This is a genomic window from Pseudoclavibacter sp. AY1F1 (assembly GCF_002931075.1).
In the GTDB taxonomy this organism is placed as follows: domain Bacteria; phylum Actinomycetota; class Actinomycetes; order Actinomycetales; family Microbacteriaceae; genus Pseudoclavibacter.
In genome coordinates this window covers 326682-344548 of sequence record NZ_PSTQ01000003.1, presented here as the reverse complement: position 1 = coordinate 344548, position 17867 = coordinate 326682, and the positions used below count along the sequence as shown (strand labels likewise).

At 66.7% G+C, this 17867-nt stretch carries 14 protein-coding genes; 8 read left to right on the top strand and 6 right to left on the bottom strand.

Translation table 11 applies throughout. The annotated features are described in order from the left end of the window. Nucleotides 1-35: 35 nt before the first annotated feature. Nucleotides 36-665: a TetR/AcrR family transcriptional regulator gene (locus tag C5B85_RS07830; protein ID WP_104285442.1), complete on the bottom strand. Its 630-nt coding sequence runs from the start codon at nt 663-665 to the stop codon at nt 36-38. A gap of 255 nt (nt 666-920) precedes the next feature. On the opposite strand from C5B85_RS07830, the gene nagA reads away from it, so the two are divergent. Continuing rightward, a complete protein-coding gene (nagA, locus tag C5B85_RS07825) occupies nt 921-2048 on the top strand; it encodes an N-acetylglucosamine-6-phosphate deacetylase (RefSeq protein WP_104285441.1) in 1128 nt (375 codons plus the stop codon). Between the two features lie 453 nt (nt 2049-2501). On the opposite strand, the gene nagB is transcribed toward nagA, so the two are convergent. From nagB to C5B85_RS07810, 3 genes are all read right to left on the bottom strand, one after another. After that, complete coding sequence (gene nagB, locus C5B85_RS07820) at nt 2502-3284, bottom strand: glucosamine-6-phosphate deaminase (RefSeq protein ID WP_104285440.1); 783 nt, start codon at nt 3282-3284, stop codon at nt 2502-2504. 190 nt (nt 3285-3474) lie between these two features. After that, on the bottom strand, nt 3475-5400 hold the full coding sequence (nagE, locus tag C5B85_RS07815) for an N-acetylglucosamine-specific PTS transporter subunit IIBC (RefSeq protein WP_104285439.1): 1926 nt from the start codon (nt 5398-5400) through the stop codon (nt 3475-3477). A gap of 94 nt (nt 5401-5494) precedes the next feature. After that, a complete protein-coding gene (locus C5B85_RS07810) occupies nt 5495-6211 on the bottom strand; it encodes a GntR family transcriptional regulator (RefSeq protein WP_104285438.1) in 717 nt (238 codons plus the stop codon). An 87-nt stretch (nt 6212-6298) separates the two neighbouring features. On the opposite strand from C5B85_RS07810, the gene C5B85_RS07805 reads away from it, so the two are divergent. Continuing rightward, the gene (locus C5B85_RS07805; RefSeq protein ID WP_104285437.1) at nt 6299-7117 is read left to right on the top strand and encodes a hypothetical protein; all 819 of its coding nucleotides are present in this window, start codon (nt 6299-6301) and stop codon (nt 7115-7117) included. 10 nt (nt 7118-7127) lie between these two features. On the opposite strand, the gene C5B85_RS07800 is transcribed toward C5B85_RS07805, so the two are convergent. Next, the gene (locus tag C5B85_RS07800; protein ID WP_104285436.1) at nt 7128-7430 is read right to left on the bottom strand and encodes a DUF427 domain-containing protein; all 303 of its coding nucleotides are present in this window, start codon (nt 7428-7430) and stop codon (nt 7128-7130) included. Nucleotides 7431-7620: 190 nt separating this feature from the next. Here C5B85_RS07800 and glgX point away from each other — a divergent pair, with 190 nt between their 5' ends. The 4 genes from glgX to solA all read left to right on the top strand — a co-directional run bounded on the left by glgX (nt 7621) and on the right by solA (nt 13619). Beyond that, the gene (glgX, locus tag C5B85_RS07795) at nt 7621-9666 is read left to right on the top strand and encodes a glycogen debranching protein GlgX (RefSeq protein WP_104285435.1); all 2046 of its coding nucleotides are present in this window, start codon (nt 7621-7623) and stop codon (nt 9664-9666) included. Nucleotides 9667-9803: 137 nt separating this feature from the next. Further along, nucleotides 9804-11243 (top strand): aldehyde dehydrogenase family protein, encoded by a 1440-nt coding sequence (locus tag C5B85_RS07790; RefSeq protein WP_104285434.1) that lies wholly within the window; start codon nt 9804-9806, stop codon nt 11241-11243. 8 nt (nt 11244-11251) lie between these two features. Beyond that, nucleotides 11252-12388: a tyramine oxidase subunit B gene (locus C5B85_RS07785; protein WP_104285433.1), complete on the top strand. Its 1137-nt coding sequence runs from the start codon at nt 11252-11254 to the stop codon at nt 12386-12388. A 58-nt stretch (nt 12389-12446) separates the two neighbouring features. Then, nucleotides 12447-13619, top strand: a complete 1173-nt coding sequence (solA, locus tag C5B85_RS07780) for an N-methyl-L-tryptophan oxidase (protein ID WP_104285432.1) — start codon at nt 12447-12449, stop codon at nt 13617-13619. A 29-nt stretch (nt 13620-13648) separates the two neighbouring features. On the opposite strand, the gene C5B85_RS07775 is transcribed toward solA, so the two are convergent. Continuing rightward, nucleotides 13649-14572 carry a helix-turn-helix domain-containing protein gene (locus tag C5B85_RS07775; RefSeq protein WP_104285431.1) on the bottom strand — a complete coding sequence of 308 codons (924 nt, stop codon included), beginning with the start codon at nt 14570-14572 and terminating at the stop codon, nt 13649-13651. A 161-nt stretch (nt 14573-14733) separates the two neighbouring features. Here C5B85_RS07775 and C5B85_RS07770 point away from each other — a divergent pair, with 161 nt between their 5' ends. Together C5B85_RS07770 and C5B85_RS07765 are read left to right on the top strand one after the other, a co-directional pair. After that, nucleotides 14734-16254: an APC family permease gene (locus tag C5B85_RS07770; protein WP_104285430.1), complete on the top strand. Its 1521-nt coding sequence runs from the start codon at nt 14734-14736 to the stop codon at nt 16252-16254. Nucleotides 16255-16495: 241 nt separating this feature from the next. Then, nucleotides 16496-17812 carry an MFS transporter gene (locus C5B85_RS07765; RefSeq protein ID WP_104285429.1) on the top strand — a complete coding sequence of 439 codons (1317 nt, stop codon included), beginning with the start codon at nt 16496-16498 and terminating at the stop codon, nt 17810-17812. The last annotated feature ends 55 nt before the right edge of the window (nt 17813-17867 follow it).

Genomic DNA, 17867 nt, shown 5'->3' with positions numbered 1-17867 from the left:
GTTAGGAGTGGGGTGGGGAAGTCAGGAGGAGAAGGTCAGTCGAGGACGACGCGAACGGCATCGAACGCGCGTGTGATGTCGTCGTCGCTGACTTCGAGATCGCCGAGATTCGAGGCTGCGTCGACCATGATGGAGCTGAACGCGGAGTGGCAGAGGCCGGCGGCGATGACGGCTTCTCGCCCGGGGTCACCGGGCAGGCGCGCGTGCTCGGGGCGACGCATGATCCAGCTGACGCCGACTTCCAGGAGCTGCCCGCCGATCGCGAGGAGCGATCCGGTCGAGCTGCTGATCGTCTCCGGCTGCTCTGCGCTGAGCTGGGCGCGCTTGCGAGCCACATCGCTGTTGATGTGGGCGTGCCCGATGGAGGCGAGGACGAGGGCGAGCATGCCGTGCGCAAGGTCCGGTGCATGCTCGTCGAGGATGCGGTCGGCGTCGTCACCGCGCAGCAGCTGCACCATTCGCCCGGTGATGGCCGTCTCTCGACTGGGGAAGTAGTTGAAGAACGTCGACCTCGAGATGCCGGCGCGCTCGCAGATCGCTTCGACCGTCGTGGCGTCGAAGCCCACCTCGAGGGCCAGGTCGACGGCGGCGTTCTCGATGGCATTCTCGGTCTCTCGCTTCTTCCGGGCACGGAGGCCACCAGAAGGCGAGTTGGGTGCATTCATGGTGTGCTTCCGAGAGTAGTGAGAAGTTTGGACTCTGGTCAAGTTTGGACTTCGTCCAATGTTTTACCCGGGTCGAGGCCCGGGGATACGCCGCCACATCGGTCGACGAGTCCGGGACGCCCCGACGAGCGTAATCGAAGCGCCAGAGCGCGAGCCGCCGCCCACCACATCCGACTTGACACAGAAGCACGCACGAGCAAAAGTACAACTGGTACAGACCAGTGAGCCGAACCTCGAAAAGACGGAGTTAGCAGAATGATCGTCAGCGCTGCGAACGTCATCACTCCGAGGCGTCACCTCTCGCCCGGCTGGGTAGAGATCGACGGCCCCTTCCTACTGAGCGTCAACGCGGGGCAACCCCCGTCTGGGCGGGACGACGTTGTTGACCTCGGGGAAACGACGATCGCCCCCGGCTTCGTGGATGCGCACGTGCACGGCGGCGGCGGCACCTCCTTCGACGGAGGCGCCAGAGAGACAGCGGAGACTGCGGCGCGCACGCACCTCGAGAGCGGCACGACCTCGATCGTGGCGAGCCTCGTCACGGACGAGCTGACGGCGTTGTGCGATTCGATCTCCGGACTCGCGACGCTTGCCGAGGAGGGAACCCTCGCGGGCATCCACCTCGAGGGTCCGTGGCTCAGCCCCGCGCATCCCGGCGCACACGCACAGCAGCACCTCATCGAGCCGAACAGCGAGGACCTCGCCGCGCTCCTCTCCGCCGGACGCGGCCAGGTGCGCATGGTCACACTCGCACCGGAGCTCCCAGGCGGGCTCGAGGCCATCAAGGCGCTCACCGAGGCCGGAGTTGTCGCGGCGATCGGGCACACGGATGCGAGCTACGACATCGCACGTGACGCGCTGGACCACGGCGCAACCGTCGGCACGCACCTCTTCAATGCCATGCGCGGACTGCATCACCGCGAGCCCGGCCCCATCGCCGCGCTACTCGAACACCCGGATGCGGTGATCGAGCTCATCGCGGACGGCACGCACGTGCATCCGGCGGCCCTCCGACTCGCGGCGGTCACGAAGCCGCAGCAGTTCATGCTTGTCACCGACGCCATGTCGGCGGCGTGCATGCACGACGGCGACTACACGCTCGGATCCCTCGACGTCGAGGTGCGGGGTGGCGTCGCCCGCCTCACGGAGGGTGGAGCCATCGCGGGGTCAACGCTCACGATGGCGCAGGCCGTGCAGTACGCGGTTGGCGTCGTGGGCCTACCGCTCGCCGACGTCGTGCGCGCCGCGACCACGACCCCCGCCGAGACTCTCGGGCTCGACAGGGTCGGCGCGCTTGCACCCGGAAACCACGCGGACCTCGTCGTGCTGGATGCATCCCTCGGGGTCCAGCGCGTCATGCGGCGCGGCGAGTGGGTGCGCTGAGCGCGACCCGCTCACGTTCAGGCTTTGCGGGTTACACAGCAACCGCGGTCAGTCCGCTCGCCGAGATCTTCGTTGTGAGTACTCCTCGAGCCAGCCGGCAACGTCGCTGACGTCGACTTCGTTTCGTCGTCGCTCATGCAAGACGACGCATGAGCTCCTCATTGCGGCCAGCGATGCGTGTGGCCACGGCGAGAGCATCCTCGCGAGATACGTGCCTCCCACCTTGAGAAGAGGTGCTCCCACCGCTGGGACGGACTTTTTCGAGGAGCCAGCACCGCTTTCAAGCGCGACGTTGCGACCGTTGCTCGCGCTGCGAGCAAGGTCGCTTCGTGTGGGTTCTTGAGCGCTGTGACATACCGCGGATTCTAGTTAACCTGCGCTTGGGAACGCAGAGCCGAAAAGGACGACCACCAGTCAAGGATCTCCGGAACAGACCCTGAGAAGGACGATCACTCAGGCCCGCGGCTGCACGCCTGCTCGGTGCTCGACCGTGTACCGGTAGTAGTCGGCCATGGTGAGCTCGGCGGCGGCGGCCTCGTCGATGACGATGGTCGCCCGGCGGTGCAGCTGCAGCACCGAGCCAGGCCACATCGAGGAGACGGGCCCCTCGACCATCGCGGCAACAGCTCGCGCCTTCGAGGCGCCCTGCGCGACGAGCACAACGCTTCTCGCGTCGAGGATGGTGCCGAGTCCCTGCGTGAGGCAGTGCACCGGCACGTCGTCTGCGTTGTCGAAGAAGCGCGCGTTGTCGGTGCGCGTCTTCGGAGCGAGCGTCTTCACACGGGTGCGTGAGGAGAGCGAGGAGGTGGGCTCGTTGAACCCGATGTGCCCGTTCGCACCGATGCCGAGCAGCTGCACGTCGACGCCGCCAGCGGCGAGGATCTTGGCCTCGTAGTCGGCGCAGGCTGCGTCCAGGTCGGATGCGAGACCGTCGGGCACGTGCACACGCGCGGGGTCGAGACCGAGGGGCTCGACCACCTCGCGTCCGACCACTGCGTGGTACGACTCCGGATGCGATCGGGCGATGCCGACGTACTCGTCGAGCGCGAAGGCGGTCGCGCGGCTGAAGTCGAGCCCCGCATCCCGGTGAGCGGCGAGCGCCCGGTACGTCTCGAGGGGGCTCGAACCGGTGGCGACACCGAGGACCGCTTCCGGATTCGCCTCGACGACATCAGCGATGCGCGCTCCTGCGAAGGCGCCGACTTCTGCCGGCCCGGCCATGATGACAACTTCCATGTGCTGCTCCTAGAGATCGACGACGATCGGGGTGCCTCAGCCCAGTCTCATGGAGTTCCAGCCTGATCGGCGAGGCGTGTTGCGCATCACATTACCGGGAAACCAGCAAGTGGTCTAGTCCACGACGCACAAAGGGTGAAAGGGGTGAGCCGCCGAGTTAGACAGCTCACCCCTTGACCCCTGCGAGAGGTCAGACCTCGCGCAGCTTCAGCTCGACATCGGTGCCCCCGAGCACGATGACCGGGGTCACGGTCGGATGCCCGGCCGCGCGAATCGCGGCGAGGTCGAAGCGCAGGAGCGGGGACCCCTCGACAACCTCATCGCCGACGGCGACGAGGGTCTCGAAGCCCGCGCCCTTCATCTCCACGGTGTCCACACCGACGTGGACGAGGAGCTCGGTGCCATCGTTCAACTTCAGGGCAACCGCGTGGCTCGTCGGGAAGATGTGCGCCACAGTGCCGTCGGCCGGAGCCCACACCGTGTCACCCGTGGGCTCGACTGCGACACCTGGGCCCATGATGCCCTCGGAGAACGTCGCATCCGGAACCTCGGAGAGCGGCACAACACGACCCGCGAGCGGCTGACGAAGCGTGAGTACGGTCTTCGTGGCAACGCTGCCCGGCGAGACCGAACCCGCATCGGCGGCAGCTGCACCAGCATCAGCCGCAGCGACAGGCGCTTCGACACGACCCGCAATGAGGTCCTCCATCGCATCCTTCACGAACTGCACCTCGAGGCCGTAGATGACCTGCACGGACTTCCCGCCCGGCTTCATGATGCCAGCGGCGCCAGCGCGACGGATTGCCGCGTCGTCCACCTTCGAGACGTCGGCGATCTCCATGCGGAGCCGCGTGGCGCAGTTGTCGAGCTCGAGCACGTTGTCCTTGCCACCGAGCCCCTTGAGGATCGCCGCAGCCTGGCTGAGGAACTTCGACGACCCTGTCGATGTCTCGTCCACTTCCACCTCTTCATCTTCGCGACCCGGCGTCTTCAGGTCAAAGCGCTTGATGATGAAGTAGAAGGCCACGAAGTAGATGACGAACCAGACGGCGCCGGCCAGGAAGATCGCCCACGGATTCTGCGCCAGCGGGTTGACCCAGCCGAGCATGAGGTCGATGAACCCGCCCGAGAATCCGAAGCCCATGCGAACCGGCAGCAGCGCCATGATGAACATCGAGATGCCGGTGAAGATCGCGTGGACCACGTACAGGGCAGGCGCGAGGAACATGAAGGCGAATTCGAGCGGCTCGGTGACGCCGACGAAGAACGACGCAAAGGCACCGGACAGCAGGATGCCGGCGGTGACCTTGCGGCGGTGAGTCTTGGCCGTGAGGTACATGGCGAGTGCGGCGCCCGGCAGGCCGAACATCATGATCGGGAAGTAGCCGGTCATGTACTGGCCGGTGACGCCCGCCGTGCCCGTGCCGTTCAGGAAGTTGCCGAGGTCGTTGATGCCGGCGACGTCGAACCAGAACACCGCGTTGAGCGCGTGGTGCAGGCCAAGCGGGATGAGGAGGCGGTTGAAGAAGCCGTACAGACCGGCGCCGACCGGGCCGAGCCCGACCATCCACTCACCGAACGACACGAGCCCGCCGAAGAGGACCGGCCACACGAAGTAGAGCACGAGGGCGACCACGAGGGATGCGCCCGTCGTGACGATCGCGACGGAGCGCTTGCCGGAGAAGAACGAAAGCGCCGATGGGAGCTTCACGTCCTTGAACTTGTCGTAGCAGTAGGCGCCGATGAGGCCACAGATGATTCCGACGAAGGCGTTCTCGATGCGGCCGAAGCCGATGTTGACATCCTCGACAGCGATGCCCTGCAGGGTCGCGACCGTTTCAGGACTGAGGAGGCGCGTGACGACGAGCCAGGACACCAGCCCTGCGAGTGCGGCGGTACCGTCTGGCTTCGATGCCATACCGATCGCCACACCGAGCGCGAAGAGCAGCGGCAGGTTGTCGAGCAGCGCGCCGCCGGCCGCGGTGAAGAAGGCCTGGACGAAGTTCTCGCCTGCCGTGTTGAGGATCCAGTACCCGATACCGGACAGGATCGCCGCTACCGGCAGGACAGCCACCGGCAGCATGAGCGACTTGCCGAGTTTCTGGAGATATTTCATGGCGTGACTCCATGGTCAAAGGAAAAGTTAGGGGGACTCTACTTGGAAAATCCCCCCTGGTATAGACCAGAGTTCGCCGGTGGCTCGTTTGGCGTCAGGAGAACGGCAGCGTGAGGCGCTCCTGGAGCGGGAAAGTGAGCTCGAAACGGTCGGCCGGGAACGTCGCCCGCGAGTAGGACATCGGGAGGCCGCGGGCGATCGCCGCTCGGGTGAGGCGCAGGACCGGGTAGCTTGCGGCGATGCCGAGCACCTCGATCTCCTCGGGGCTCGGCAGTGTGGCGGTGACGACCTCGACGCCCTCCGTCGGCAGGAGGTCAAGGGTCTCGAGCATCTCGTAGAGGCTCCCCTTGGCCGTCTCCTCGTTGAGCTGCGGCACCAGCGCCGCGGGAATCCACTCGTCCTCGAGCGCGAGCGGGCGGTCGTCCCCGAGACGCAGCCGACGCAGGTGGATGGTCTCAGCATCCGGTGGGAGCTGCAGGTGCTCCTCCACTTCGGGCGGGCGCTCCGTGCTCCGAACAAACGACAGCACCTGAGTCTCGGCGCGCATCCCGTGCTCACGGACGGCGCTCGCGAACGACCGAAGCCGAACCTGCAGGGAGACGGGTGGTGCGAGCTTCTCCGTGCCGACGCCTCGCTTGGTGCGGACGAGACCCTCGCGCTCGAGGATGTCGATCGCCGCTCGCACGGTCATGCGCGCCACCCCGAGATCGGCGGCAAGCGTGCGCTCTGACGGCAGCAACTCCCCGGGAGAGAGAGACGAGGCGAGAGCACGAACGCCCTCGAGAGCTGTTGATCCGCTGAGCCGTGCCATGTCGCAAGTATCCCATCGCCTCCGGAGCGCGGCCGCGAGACCAGTGAGCCGTTGTCTCGTGCCGCGGGGGTCGGGTAGCTTCTCACCATGAGGATCAGCGGCGCTCCACGACGGGCCTCGGCCGCATTTGCGGCGATCCTTGCCCTCTTCGCACTCTCGGGATGCGCACCGCAGCTCGACCCCGTCGACCTGCCTCCCACGTTCACCTACGAGGAGTCCGCGTCCCCGGCAGCAACTGAGCCGGAGCTCTTCTGGACAGCCGACAGAACCGGCGTTGTGGTGAGCTTCGAGAGCACCCTCGTGGCGGGCTGCTCCGCCGTCCAGTCGGCCACGGTCGAGCAGGTGGATGAGCACAATCTGACGGTCGAGATCGTGAGCTCAGCATCGCGGACCGGCTTCTGCTTGGCGACAGCTGAACCCCTGCGTGTGACAGCGAACTTCCCAGACGGAGAAACCCCGAAGACGCCGGCCTTCGTCAACTTGGGGTTCCCCGACTCGGGGCAGCACTTTGAGCTCACGCTCAGTGGCGGTGTGACCGCAGAGCCATCATCGACCCCCGCCGATCTGCCTCCGTCGTTCACGTTCGGGGAAGACCCCTACCCGCCAGAAGTGGGCCCAGAGGTGTTGTGGGCGGCAGACCAGACGGGCGTCGTGGTGAAGTTCGCCAGTCACCAGCTCGCGCCGTGTTCGGTCGAGCACTCGAGCACGATCGAACAGGTCGACGACCGGAACTTCACGGTCGTCATCAGGAGCACGGGGGAAGCGGGTGGCGCCGATTGCCCGCTCGACGACCCGCTCAACTACGAGACGATCAACTTCCCCGCGGGTGAAGCGCCTGGCGCGCCGGTGTTCATCGACCTGAGCTTCCCCGACACGAACACCGGCTACGAACTCACGCTGAGCTGAGGCGCCTGCCTCAGCCGAGGCTGACCTGCGCCTTGTCGAAGGCGACGTAGCCGGCGAAGTCGTGGCCGACCCGTTCGGTCGATCCATCGAACGGTTCGGGGTAGCTCCAGGCGGCGTCGCGATGCGTCTCACCGTCGACGACGACGTCCCAGTACTGGGCGTGCCCCTTCCACGGGCAGGTGTATTGCGTGTCGCTCTTCGTGAAGGACGAGGCGTTCAGCGACGACGGCGGGAAGTAATGGTTGCCCTCGATGCCGACGAGCTCCGACTCGGGGGCTTCGGCGATGACGCTTCCGTTGACAGTTGCCTTCATGGTGGTTCCTCCGGTTGGTCGACAGACCCGAAGCCTGACCCTGTCTGCTGGGAGAAGGATGATGCCCGTGGATGAGGCGGCCGCCGTACCTGGGAGAACGTCGGTGGGTCAGCAACATGCCTGGCTTACTGTCATCGGCGGGGACCTCGACCCAGGCCCCGTCTCCCCCCTGTAACTGGAAGGTCCCTCGATGCCAACCCCCGCATCCTCGCTGCCCTATCCGCTCGGCTTCAGCACCGTCGACGGCCGATCGAACTTCGCCGTCTACTCGGAGACCGCCGACGCAGTGTACGTGTGCACGTTCGACGAGTCCGGGGCTGAGACGCGCACACTCCTCGAGGAGCGCACTGGCCACGTCTTCCACGGCTTCGTCGACGAGCTGCAGCTCGGTTCGCGATACGGACTCCGGGTCGATGGCCCGTGGGAGCCGGAGCAGGGCCTCCGCCACAATGTCAACAAGCTCCTCCTCGACCCGCACGCCACCGCGATCGAGGGCCAGTACAACTGGTCGCAGGCAGTGTTCGGCCACGACATGAACGAGCCGGAGCAGCGCGACGACACTGACTCGGCGGGGTCCGTGCCGCTCAGCGTCATCACCGACCCCAGCTTCGACTGGGGCGACGACGTGGCTCCGCGCATCCCGCTCGACCAGACCGTGGTTTACGAAGTGCACGTCAAGGGCTTCACGCAGCTGCACCCCGACGTGCCGGAGGAGATCCGCGGAACGTACGCCGGCCTCGCGCATCCCGCCGCCATCCAGCACCTCGTCGATCTGGGCATCACCTCCGTCGAGCTGCTCCCCGTGCAGCAGTTCGTGCAGGACAGCCACCTCGAGGAGAAGGGCCTCCGCAACTACTGGGGCTACAACTCCATCGGATTCTTCGCACCGCACGGCGACTACGCGGCGGCCGGCGACGGCGGTGGGCAGGTCGCCGAGTTCAAGGAACTCGTGAAGGCCCTGCATGCCGCGGGCCTCGAGGTGATCCTCGACGTCGTCTACAACCACACTGCCGAGGGCAATCACCTGGGCCCGACACTGTCATTCAAAGGCCTCGACAACGCCGCCTACTACCGGCTGGTGGAGGGCGACGAGAGCCACTACTTCGACACGACGGGAACCGGCAACAGCGTCAACGTTGGCCACCCGGCGGCGCTCGGCCTCATCATGGACTCCCTGCGCTACTGGGTGACCGAGATGCACGTCGACGGCTTCCGCTTCGACCTCGCCACGACTCTCACCAGGCAGGGCGGCGACGCGGAGCTGCACAGCGCCTTCCTCACGCTCATCCAGCAGGACCCGGTGCTCGCGCCCGTGAAGATGATCGCCGAACCATGGGATACCGCCGGGTACCAGGTGGGTGGGTTCCCCGCCGACTGGTCTGAGTGGAACGGCAAGTTCCGCGACGACGCCCGCGACTACTGGAACGGCAGCGACGCGACGCTCGGCACGACGGCGCAACGCATCCTCGGCTCCCCCGACGTGTACGAGGCGAGCCGGCGGTCGCCGCTGTCGAGCGTGAACTTCATCACCGCCCACGACGGCTTCACGCTCGCCGACCTCACGTCCTACAACGACAAGCACAACACCGCGAACGGCGAAGACAACCAGGACGGCGAGAGCGACAACCGCTCAGCTAACGGCGGCGCTGAGGGGCCGACCGACGACGAGGCCGTCAACGAGCGCCGTGCGCGCAAGCGCCGCAACCTGCTCGCGACGCTGCTCCTCTCCGCCGGCGTGCCCATGATCCTCGGCGGCGACGAACTCGGCCGCACGCAGGGCGGCAACAACAACGCCTACTGCCAGGACAACAACATCTCCTGGTTCGACTGGGAGGCCGTGGATGCCGACCTGCTCGAGTTCACGCGCAGGCTCATCTCGCTACGCGCCGCGAATCCGGCGCTGCGGCCCGTCTGGTTCCGACAGGCACCGGATACGGGCGCGGACGCCACCGTGGACGTCCTGCGATCGGATGCGCTGGGCTTCGACGACGCCGACTGGGACAACCCGGAGGCGCGCTCCATCGCGTTCGTGTTCTCGCACACGGGTGCCGACTCGTTCGCGCTGCTGTTGAACGCGGCCGAGAACGCCGTCGAGTTCACCGTCCCGGATGCGCCGCACGGCACCTGGGAGCTGGCGATCTCCAGCGACGACGAGCAGCGGGTCAGCGACCCCGTAACGACACTCATGGTCAAAGAGGGCTCGTTCACGCTGCTCCGTTCGCCCGCCGAGAGCTGAGCTTCGCCTCGCCCGCGCCGCGAATGTTCGCGCGCAGTCATGCCACGTGCACGCAGCGGCAAGACCGATCCTCGCCCCGAAAGCACCATGGAGGGAGTGCCCGCTGACGGAGTCGGGCCCGACCACACGGAGGCATCGTGACCAAGAACGCACAGCTCGCCACGGAGCTCGCCACGGACGAGTTCTCGCTCATCGCGGGAGTTCAGGCGCCTGAGGGCCAGGGCCGCGTGGCCGTGGATGCGGCGACGCGGGAGCCCATCGGCCGGGTTCCGCAGCACACGGTCGCGGACCTCGAGGCCGCGATCGAGCGCGCCACTGCTGCCCAGCCGGCGTGGGAGGCGCTCGGCCACGGGGAGCGCTCCCGCCTGCTGCACGCCGCCGCCGATGCCATCGAGGCGAACAGCGAACCGCTCGCGAGGCTCCTCTCCCGCGAGCAGGGGAAGCCGCTCAACGGCCCGAACGCGCGCTTCGAAGTCGGGGCCTGCGCAACCTGGCTGCGCTCCGCGGCCGACACGGTCCTCGAGGCGGAGACGGTCGTGGACGACGCGTCGGGTCACGCCACGCTCCACTACCGTGCCATCGGGCTCGTGGGTGCCATCGGCCCCTGGAACTGGCCCCTCATGATCACGATCTGGCAGATCGCTCCGTCGCTCCGAATGGGCAACTCGGTCATCGTGAAGCCAAGCGGCAACACGGCCCTGAGCGTGCTCACGATGCTGTCGATCCTGAACGAGGTGCTGCCGGCGGATGTGCTCATCGGCATCTGCGGCGAGCGCGGGGTCTCGTCGACGCTGGCCGCGCATCCCGCCGTCGGCAAGGTCATGTTCACGGGCTCGACCCCCACCGGCCGCAAGATCGTGGAGAGCTCCGCGTCGAACCTCGCCCGGCTCACCTTGGAGCTCGGCGGCAACGACGCCGGCATCGTCTTGCCGAGCGCCGACCCCGCCGCAATCGCCGAGGGCCTCTTCTGGGGGGCCTTCATCAACACGGGGCAGACCTGCGCCGCCCTCAAGCGCCTGTACGTGCACGATTCGCTGTACGACGCGGTCGTCGACGCGCTTGCCGACGTGACAGCGCGGATGCCGATGGGCAATGGGCTCGACGAGCAGAATGTCCTCGGCCCGCTGCAGAACAAGGACCAGTTCGACATCGTCGCGAGGCTTGTCGAGGACGCTCGCGCTGGCGGCGCACGAATCGTCACGGGCGGCGCACCGGCGAGCGAGCTCGGTGAGCTCTTCTACCCCGTCACGCTCGTCGCCGACGTCAAAGACGGCGCGGCCATCGTCGACGAGGAGCAGTTCGGGCCCACGCTCCCGATCATCCGCTACAGCGACCTCGACGAGGCCGTGCGGAACGCGAACCGACTCGACGTCGGACTTGGCGCATCCGTCTGGGGAGACCGAGACGAGGCACTTGCCGTCGCGGGTCGGCTGCAGGCCGGAACGGTCTGGATCAACGGGCACGGGGGGTTGCATCCGCAGATACCGTTCGGTGGCGTGAAGTCTTCAGGCTACGGCCTGGAGTTCGGCGTCGAGGGGCTCAAGCACGTGTCCGTCCCCCAGGTCATCAGCGGCTAGGGCAGCACATGACCGATTTCACTCCGCGGATCGACTTTCGCTTCCTCTCCGAGCCGGACATGATCGCGGCCGGAGTCACCGACATGCCAGCCTGCGTCGACGCGATGGAGGAGACCCTCCGACTCGTCGACGCCGGCGACTACCGGATGGCCGGCCCCGACGCGAACTCGCACGGCGCCATGGTGACCTTCCCCCGGGAGTCGCCGCACGACGGCATGCCGCTCGATGGCGCGCACCGACGCTTCATGGCGATGCCGGCCTACCTCGGCGGGTCCTTCCAGACCGCCGGCTGCAAGTTCTACGGCTCCAACCTCGCCAACCGTGAGCGCGGACTCCCCCGCTCCGTGCTCATGTTCACGCTGTGCGATAAGGACACCGGGGCGCCTCTCGCGTACATGTCGGCGAACCTGCTCAGCGCGTACCGCACCGGCGCGATCCCCGGGGTCGGCGCACGCCATCTTGCGAGAGCGGATGCGCGCAGTGTCGGAATCGTCGCCCCCGGCGTCATGAACCGCACAACCCTCGAGGCGTTCGCGGCTGTGCGTCCGGGCCTCGACACCCTCAAGATCGCCGGGCGGAGTCGCGGCAGCATGGATGCGTACGCCGACTGGGTTCGGACGGAACTGCCGCAGTTCACGAACATCCAACTCGTCGACTCCATCGAGGAGGCAGTGCGTGACAGCGACCTCGTCTCCATCGCGCCGACGACGCCCGCCGGGTCCGAGAACTACGTCAGGCTCGAACGTGAGTGGCTCAAGCCGGGCGCGTTCGTGAGCCTGCCGGCGGACATCATGATCGGGGACGGGCTGCTCGACGCCGCCCGCCATATCGCCGACTACCGGGGGCTCTACGAGGCCTGGCACGCGGAAGTGCCCAGCCCCGCGCACGAGCGCATCGGTCTGCACGGCATGTACCTGCTCGATCGGATCGCGGAAGGCACGGTCGACGATGCGGTGCTCGAGAACCTCCCGAGCATCATGGCCGGACGAGCGGCGGGGCGCCGCGACGACGAGGAGGTGATCCTCTTCTCGGTCGGCGGGATGCCGGTCGAAGACGTCGCCTGGGGCACGGTCGTCTACCGCAACGCGGTCGAGCGTGGCATCGGGCAGACCCTCAACCTCTGGGAGACGCCGGCGCTCGCATAGCTGCACACCGCGTCGACTCCAGCCCAAGCCTCACTTCGGAAGAATAGGAACGAACCTCATGTCATCTCCCCCAACGGTTGTCATCGTCGGTCTCGGAGCCGTCGGCGCGATGGCGGCCTGGCAGCTCTCCAAGCGCGACGACGTGCGCATCATCGGTATCGAGCAGTACGGGAGGGTGCACCAGCACGGCTCCTACGCCGGGGAGTCGAGGGTCTTCCGCACCGCCTACCACGAGGGTGGCCTCTACGTGCCGATGCTGCTCGAGTCGCGCGAGCTGTGGCGCGAGCTGGAGCGGGAAGCTGGCCGTGAGCTCTACCTCGAGGTCGGTGCGCTCTCGATCGCGCAGGCGGACCGCATCGAGATGCGGACCACGCTCGAGACCATCGACGAGTTCGACCTGCCGCACCGACGCTACGACACCGATGAGCTGCGTGCGGCGTTCCCGCAGCACCGCATCCACGACGGCGACATCGGCGTGCTCGACGAGTACGGCGGAGGCATCCGGTCGGAGGTGAGCGTCCTGTCCGCGCTCCGCCTGGCGGAGGAGCGGGGCGCCGAGCTGCGGTTCAACACGCGCGTGCTGGCCATCGAGGAAGAGCGCGGTGCCGTTGTTGTGCGCACGCCGGGCGAGGCCATCCGCGCGGACCGCGTGATCGTCGCATCCGGGTCGTGGTCTGGCCGCATCCACCCTGACCTCGACCGTCTCCTCCGCCTGCAGGTGCTCGGTCTCACCTGGTTCATGCCGGACAGCATCGACGCGTTCCTGCCCGACCGCTTCCCCGCGTTCCTGCGTGACATCGGCCCTGTGCACTTCTTCGGCGCCCCGAGCCTCGATGGGTACAGCGTGAAGGCGTGCTCGAACCCGACCTGGCCGGTGTTCCGTGACGTGTCCGAGGTTCCGACGGCGTACACGCGCGACGAGCTCGTGAAGATCGGGCAGCAGGCGAAGGAGTTCTTCCCAGCCCTCAACCCGGAGCCGGTGCGATCGAGCGTGCACCACTGCGCGTACACGCCCGACCGTTTGCCGGTCGTCGACCTGAGCGACTCCGGCCGCCTGGCCGTGCTCGCGGGGCTCTCCGGTCACGGGTTCAAGTTCGCCCCGGTGCTTGGCAAGTGGGCGGCGCAGCTCGCCGTGGATGGCACACGCGACGGGATCGACGAGAGATTCGCCTTGGCGAGCCACCTCGAGCGCCTGGACGCACTCGGCCCGTACACGGGCGGCGGACACTGACGGCGACCGGATGCTGAGCCCGGCTGGGCTCAGCTCCTCGCGCGCTCCGCTCGGAAGGCGCTCGGCGAGATGCCGAACCGCGCCTTGAACGCTCGACTGAAGTGGGCGGCGTTGACGAAGCCCCAGCGCATGGAGATGTCGCTCACCGAGTGCGCGGCCAAGCCGGTGTCGGCGAGGTCCCGGCGACAGCGCTCGAGCCTTCGCGCCCGTATCCACGTCGACACCGTCGTCTCCTGCTCGTGGAAGAGTCCGTGCAGGTGGCGGGTCGAGATGAAGTGGGCGGCCGCGATTCCGGCCGGGTCGAGGGCTGCGTCGTCGAGCCTGTCGTCGATGAACGCCATGATGCGCTGGACGAGGTCCGTGTGCGCGTCGGGGCGGGATACGGAAGTTCCGAGCTCCTGCGCGTAGAGCGCGGAGACGAGGTCGACCGCGCTCTGCGCGAGACGGGTGCCGCTCGACCCGGCCAGCGGCACGTGCTGCGCCGCCAACTGGGTGAAGAACGCCGAGGCGACCGGGGTCAGGCCCTTGTCGGGGTCGAGTCGTACCGCGGTGAGGTCGGCGATCTGACCGACGGGGATGCTCATGAGCTCGCGCGGGAACATCACGACCAGAGTCTGGAAGCGTTCCTCGAACAGCAGCGTGTACGGGCGTCCCGTGTCGTAGATGGCGAGGTCGCCCGGCCGGAGCACGGTCTCGCGGCCGTCCTGCGCGAGGAGCGCGGACCCTGCGACCATCATGCTGAGCTTGAAGTAGGAGCGCGACGCGGCGCTGATCAGCTCGGGAGTGCGCTCGACGGCGTGGCTACCGGCCTGCACCCTGGTGAGGTGGAGGTCGCCGAACCGCTCTTCGTCGAGGGCGCCCACGAAGTCATCCGCGTGGTCGCTCGTGACTCGGAGCGGAACGAAGGACTCGTTCACGGCAGTCCGAAAGCCCGTGATGTCGAGATGTTGCATGGGAGCCTCAATGGTCGAATCGGCACAGCATTGTATACGATTACTCTCGAACTATACCCGACGGAGCCCCGGGTTCCAAGGGATGCGCGCTCTGCGCAGGGCGACAAGCATCGTTCCCGGTCGGTCAAGAGCCCCGCCCGCGGGCCGCGCACGATTGGCTCATGACTCAACTCTCCTCAGCAACGCTCGAGCAGCCGGGACAACGTCGTCTCGGCGTGCTGTCTGTGGCGTTCCTCATCATCGCGGCGTCAGCGCCGCTCACGGTCGTGGCCGGTGGCGCGACGAGCGCCTTCTCCGTCACCCAGGTCCTCGGCATCCCCCTGGGCTACGTCGTCCTGGCGGCGATCCTCGCCATCTTCGCGATCGGGTACTCGGCCATGAGCCGCTTCATCTCGAACGCGGGAGCCTTCTACGCCTACATTGCCCAGGGACTCGGCCGCCCCGTCGGGGTCGGCGGGTCGATCGTCGCGCTCATCTCCTATAACGCCATGCAGATCGGCATCTACGGGATGTTCGGTTTCCAGGTGTCGGCGTTTGTCGCCGAGAAGACCGGCGCCGACATCCCCTGGTGGGTGTGGGTGCTCGTCTGCATCGCCCTCATCGCGGTGCTTGGCGTGAACCGCGTGGACTTCTCGGCGAAGGTCATCGCCGTGCTGGTTGTGCTCGAGTTCCTCGTCGTGATCGTCTTCGACGTCGTTGCGTTCGCCCAGGCCCCGGAAGGCGTCAGCTCCGCCCCGCTCGAGCCCTCGTCACTGTTCGTTCCTGGCATCGGCGCAGTGCTCGCGTTCGGCATCGCGGCGTTCATGGGCTTCGAGTCCGCGGCGATCTACAGCGAGGAATCGAAGGACCCGAAGCGCACGATCCCTCGCGCGACGTTCCTCGCGGTCGCCGTCATCGGCATCTTCTACGCGTTCTCGACCTGGGCACTCGCCCTCGCGATCGGCCCGGATCGGCTCGTCTCCCCCGGAGGCATCAGCCCGGAGGAGGCAGGCCCTCCCCTGTTCTTCACGTTCGTCGCCGAGCATCTCGGCACGCTGTGGGTCGACATCATGTCGCTGCTGTTCATCACGAGCCTCTTCGCGGCACTCATCAGCTTCCACAACGCCGTCGCCCGGTATAGCTTCGCGCTCGCCCGCGAGAGCATCCTGCCCGCGCCGCTCGCACGCGTGCGCGACGGCGTGACGCCCTGGGTCGCGTCGATCGCGCAGACCGTCACCGCCGTCGTCGTGATCGCGGCGTTCGCGATCGGCGAGCTCGGCTGGGATCCCGCCAACGGACCGTTCGCCGTCCTCACCCTTTTCACATGGCTCACCAACCTCGGCGCATTCGGGCTCGTACTGCTGATGCTCCTCACCTCGCTCGCGGTCATCGGCTACTTCCGAAAGGACCCGCGTGACGTCGGTGTCATCTCCCGGCTCGTGGCGCCAGCACTGGCGCTCCTCGGTCTCGGGACCGTGTGGGTGCTCATCCTCCTGAACTGGGATGTGCTGCTCGGGCAGACCGAATCGACTCCGACGACGTTCATCCTGCCCGCCGTCGTGCTTGTCCCCGCGATCGCCGCCACCCTCTGGGCCGTAGGCCTGCGCCGCAAGAACCCCGGCGTCTACGAACGCATCGGCACGGGCACGGTGGCCGTCGTACTGCCAGACGGGGCCGCCGTTCCAGGCGAGCGCGTCCTCTGAGCCCGCACGCCGCTCTCGGGATGGGTTCCTCGTCTCCGCATGGGTTGCTCCCCATCCCGAGATGAGGAACCCATCCCGAATTCATGCAGACGGGAAGGCGAGAGCACGCGGCAACCCGATTGGAAAATCAATACGCACGAGCACTGCGCGCTATACTATAGTATGATCAGATCTGGCGCCCGCCCCGAGGCGTCTCAGATCTTGAGGACGATCCTCCGGGAAAGTTGAGCAAAGGAGCTCCATGAGCGCACAAGACGTCGCAGCGCCCGAGTCAACACAGTTGACGGGCAAAGCCAACAAAACAGAGCGTAAGAACCTTCGCGCGCTCAGCTGGGGCCACGCCCTCGAATGGTACGACTGGGCCATCTTCGGCCTCCTCTCGTCCTACCTGGGAGCCCACTTCTTCCCTGCCGACAGCGAACTCGCATCGACACTGAATGCGCTTGCCGTCTTCGCCGTTGGTTTCGTTGCTCGCCCACTGGGCGGCGTCATCTTCGGATCGATCGCTGACCGCCTGGGCCGCCGCAAGATCATGATCTTCGCCATCGCAGCCGTTGCGTTCGGGAGTCTCGTCATCGGCATCCTGCCGGGTTACGAGACGATTGGTGTTGCCGCACCGATCCTTGTTGTCGCCATGCGCCTGCTGCAGGGACTGTCCGCCGGTGTCGAAGCGCCCCTCGGAACCGCCTATGCGCTTGAGCTGGTTCCGAACCGCCCGGGTTATGTCTCCGGCTTCTTCGGGTTCTTCAACAACCTCGGAAACCTCTTGGCGCCGTTGTCGATCTTCTTCCTCACACAGCTGCTCACGGGTGACAACCTCGCCGAATGGGGCTGGCGCATCCCGTTTATTATCGGCGGCTTGTTTGGTCTCATCGTGTTGCGGCTGCGCTCTACACTTCCCGAGACCCTCGACGTCGCTGCGGCACGCGACGCAAAGGATGAGAAGAAGCAGCTTCCCTCGGTATGGGGCGACGTACGCAAATACTGGCTGAGTGTTCTCGCCACCGTCTTCATCGTCGGTGCAATTCAGGCGTACAACTACACGTGGATCGCCGGCCTCCCCAACCTTGCGCGCGCTGCCTTCCAGGAAGACCCAGCTGCAGTGTTCGGCATCACCACCGGCTTCGGCATCTTCATGACGCTCGGTGCACTGTTCCTCAGCAAGGTTCTTGACCGGTTCGCGTTGTCGAGAGTCTTCGTCGTTGCTCGCGTCTTGGCAATTCCAACGATCTTCTTGTCGCTGCTGTACACCGAGCCCGGCATCGGAACCTTCGCCGGCGTTATGTTCGGTGGCGCAATTGTCCTGCTCCTCAACATGACGATCTTCGTCACGATCTCCAACTCGCTGTTGCCCCAGCACATCCGCGGCACAGGCCTCGGCCTCGGCTACGGCTTCGGGGTTGCGCTCTTCGGCGGCACCGCTTCGTATCTGCTGCTGTGGCTGCAGGGCGAGGGAATGTTCTGGATGTTCCCGGTCTACATCGCCATCCTGTGCGCAATTAGCGTGCTCCTCTACCTTGCGGCCAAGAAGCGCAACGGCATCTTCGTCGGTAAGTAATTCGACACTCTGCGCGGCACCGTCGGCTGCGTCGGTGGTGCCGCAGAGGCTTCCC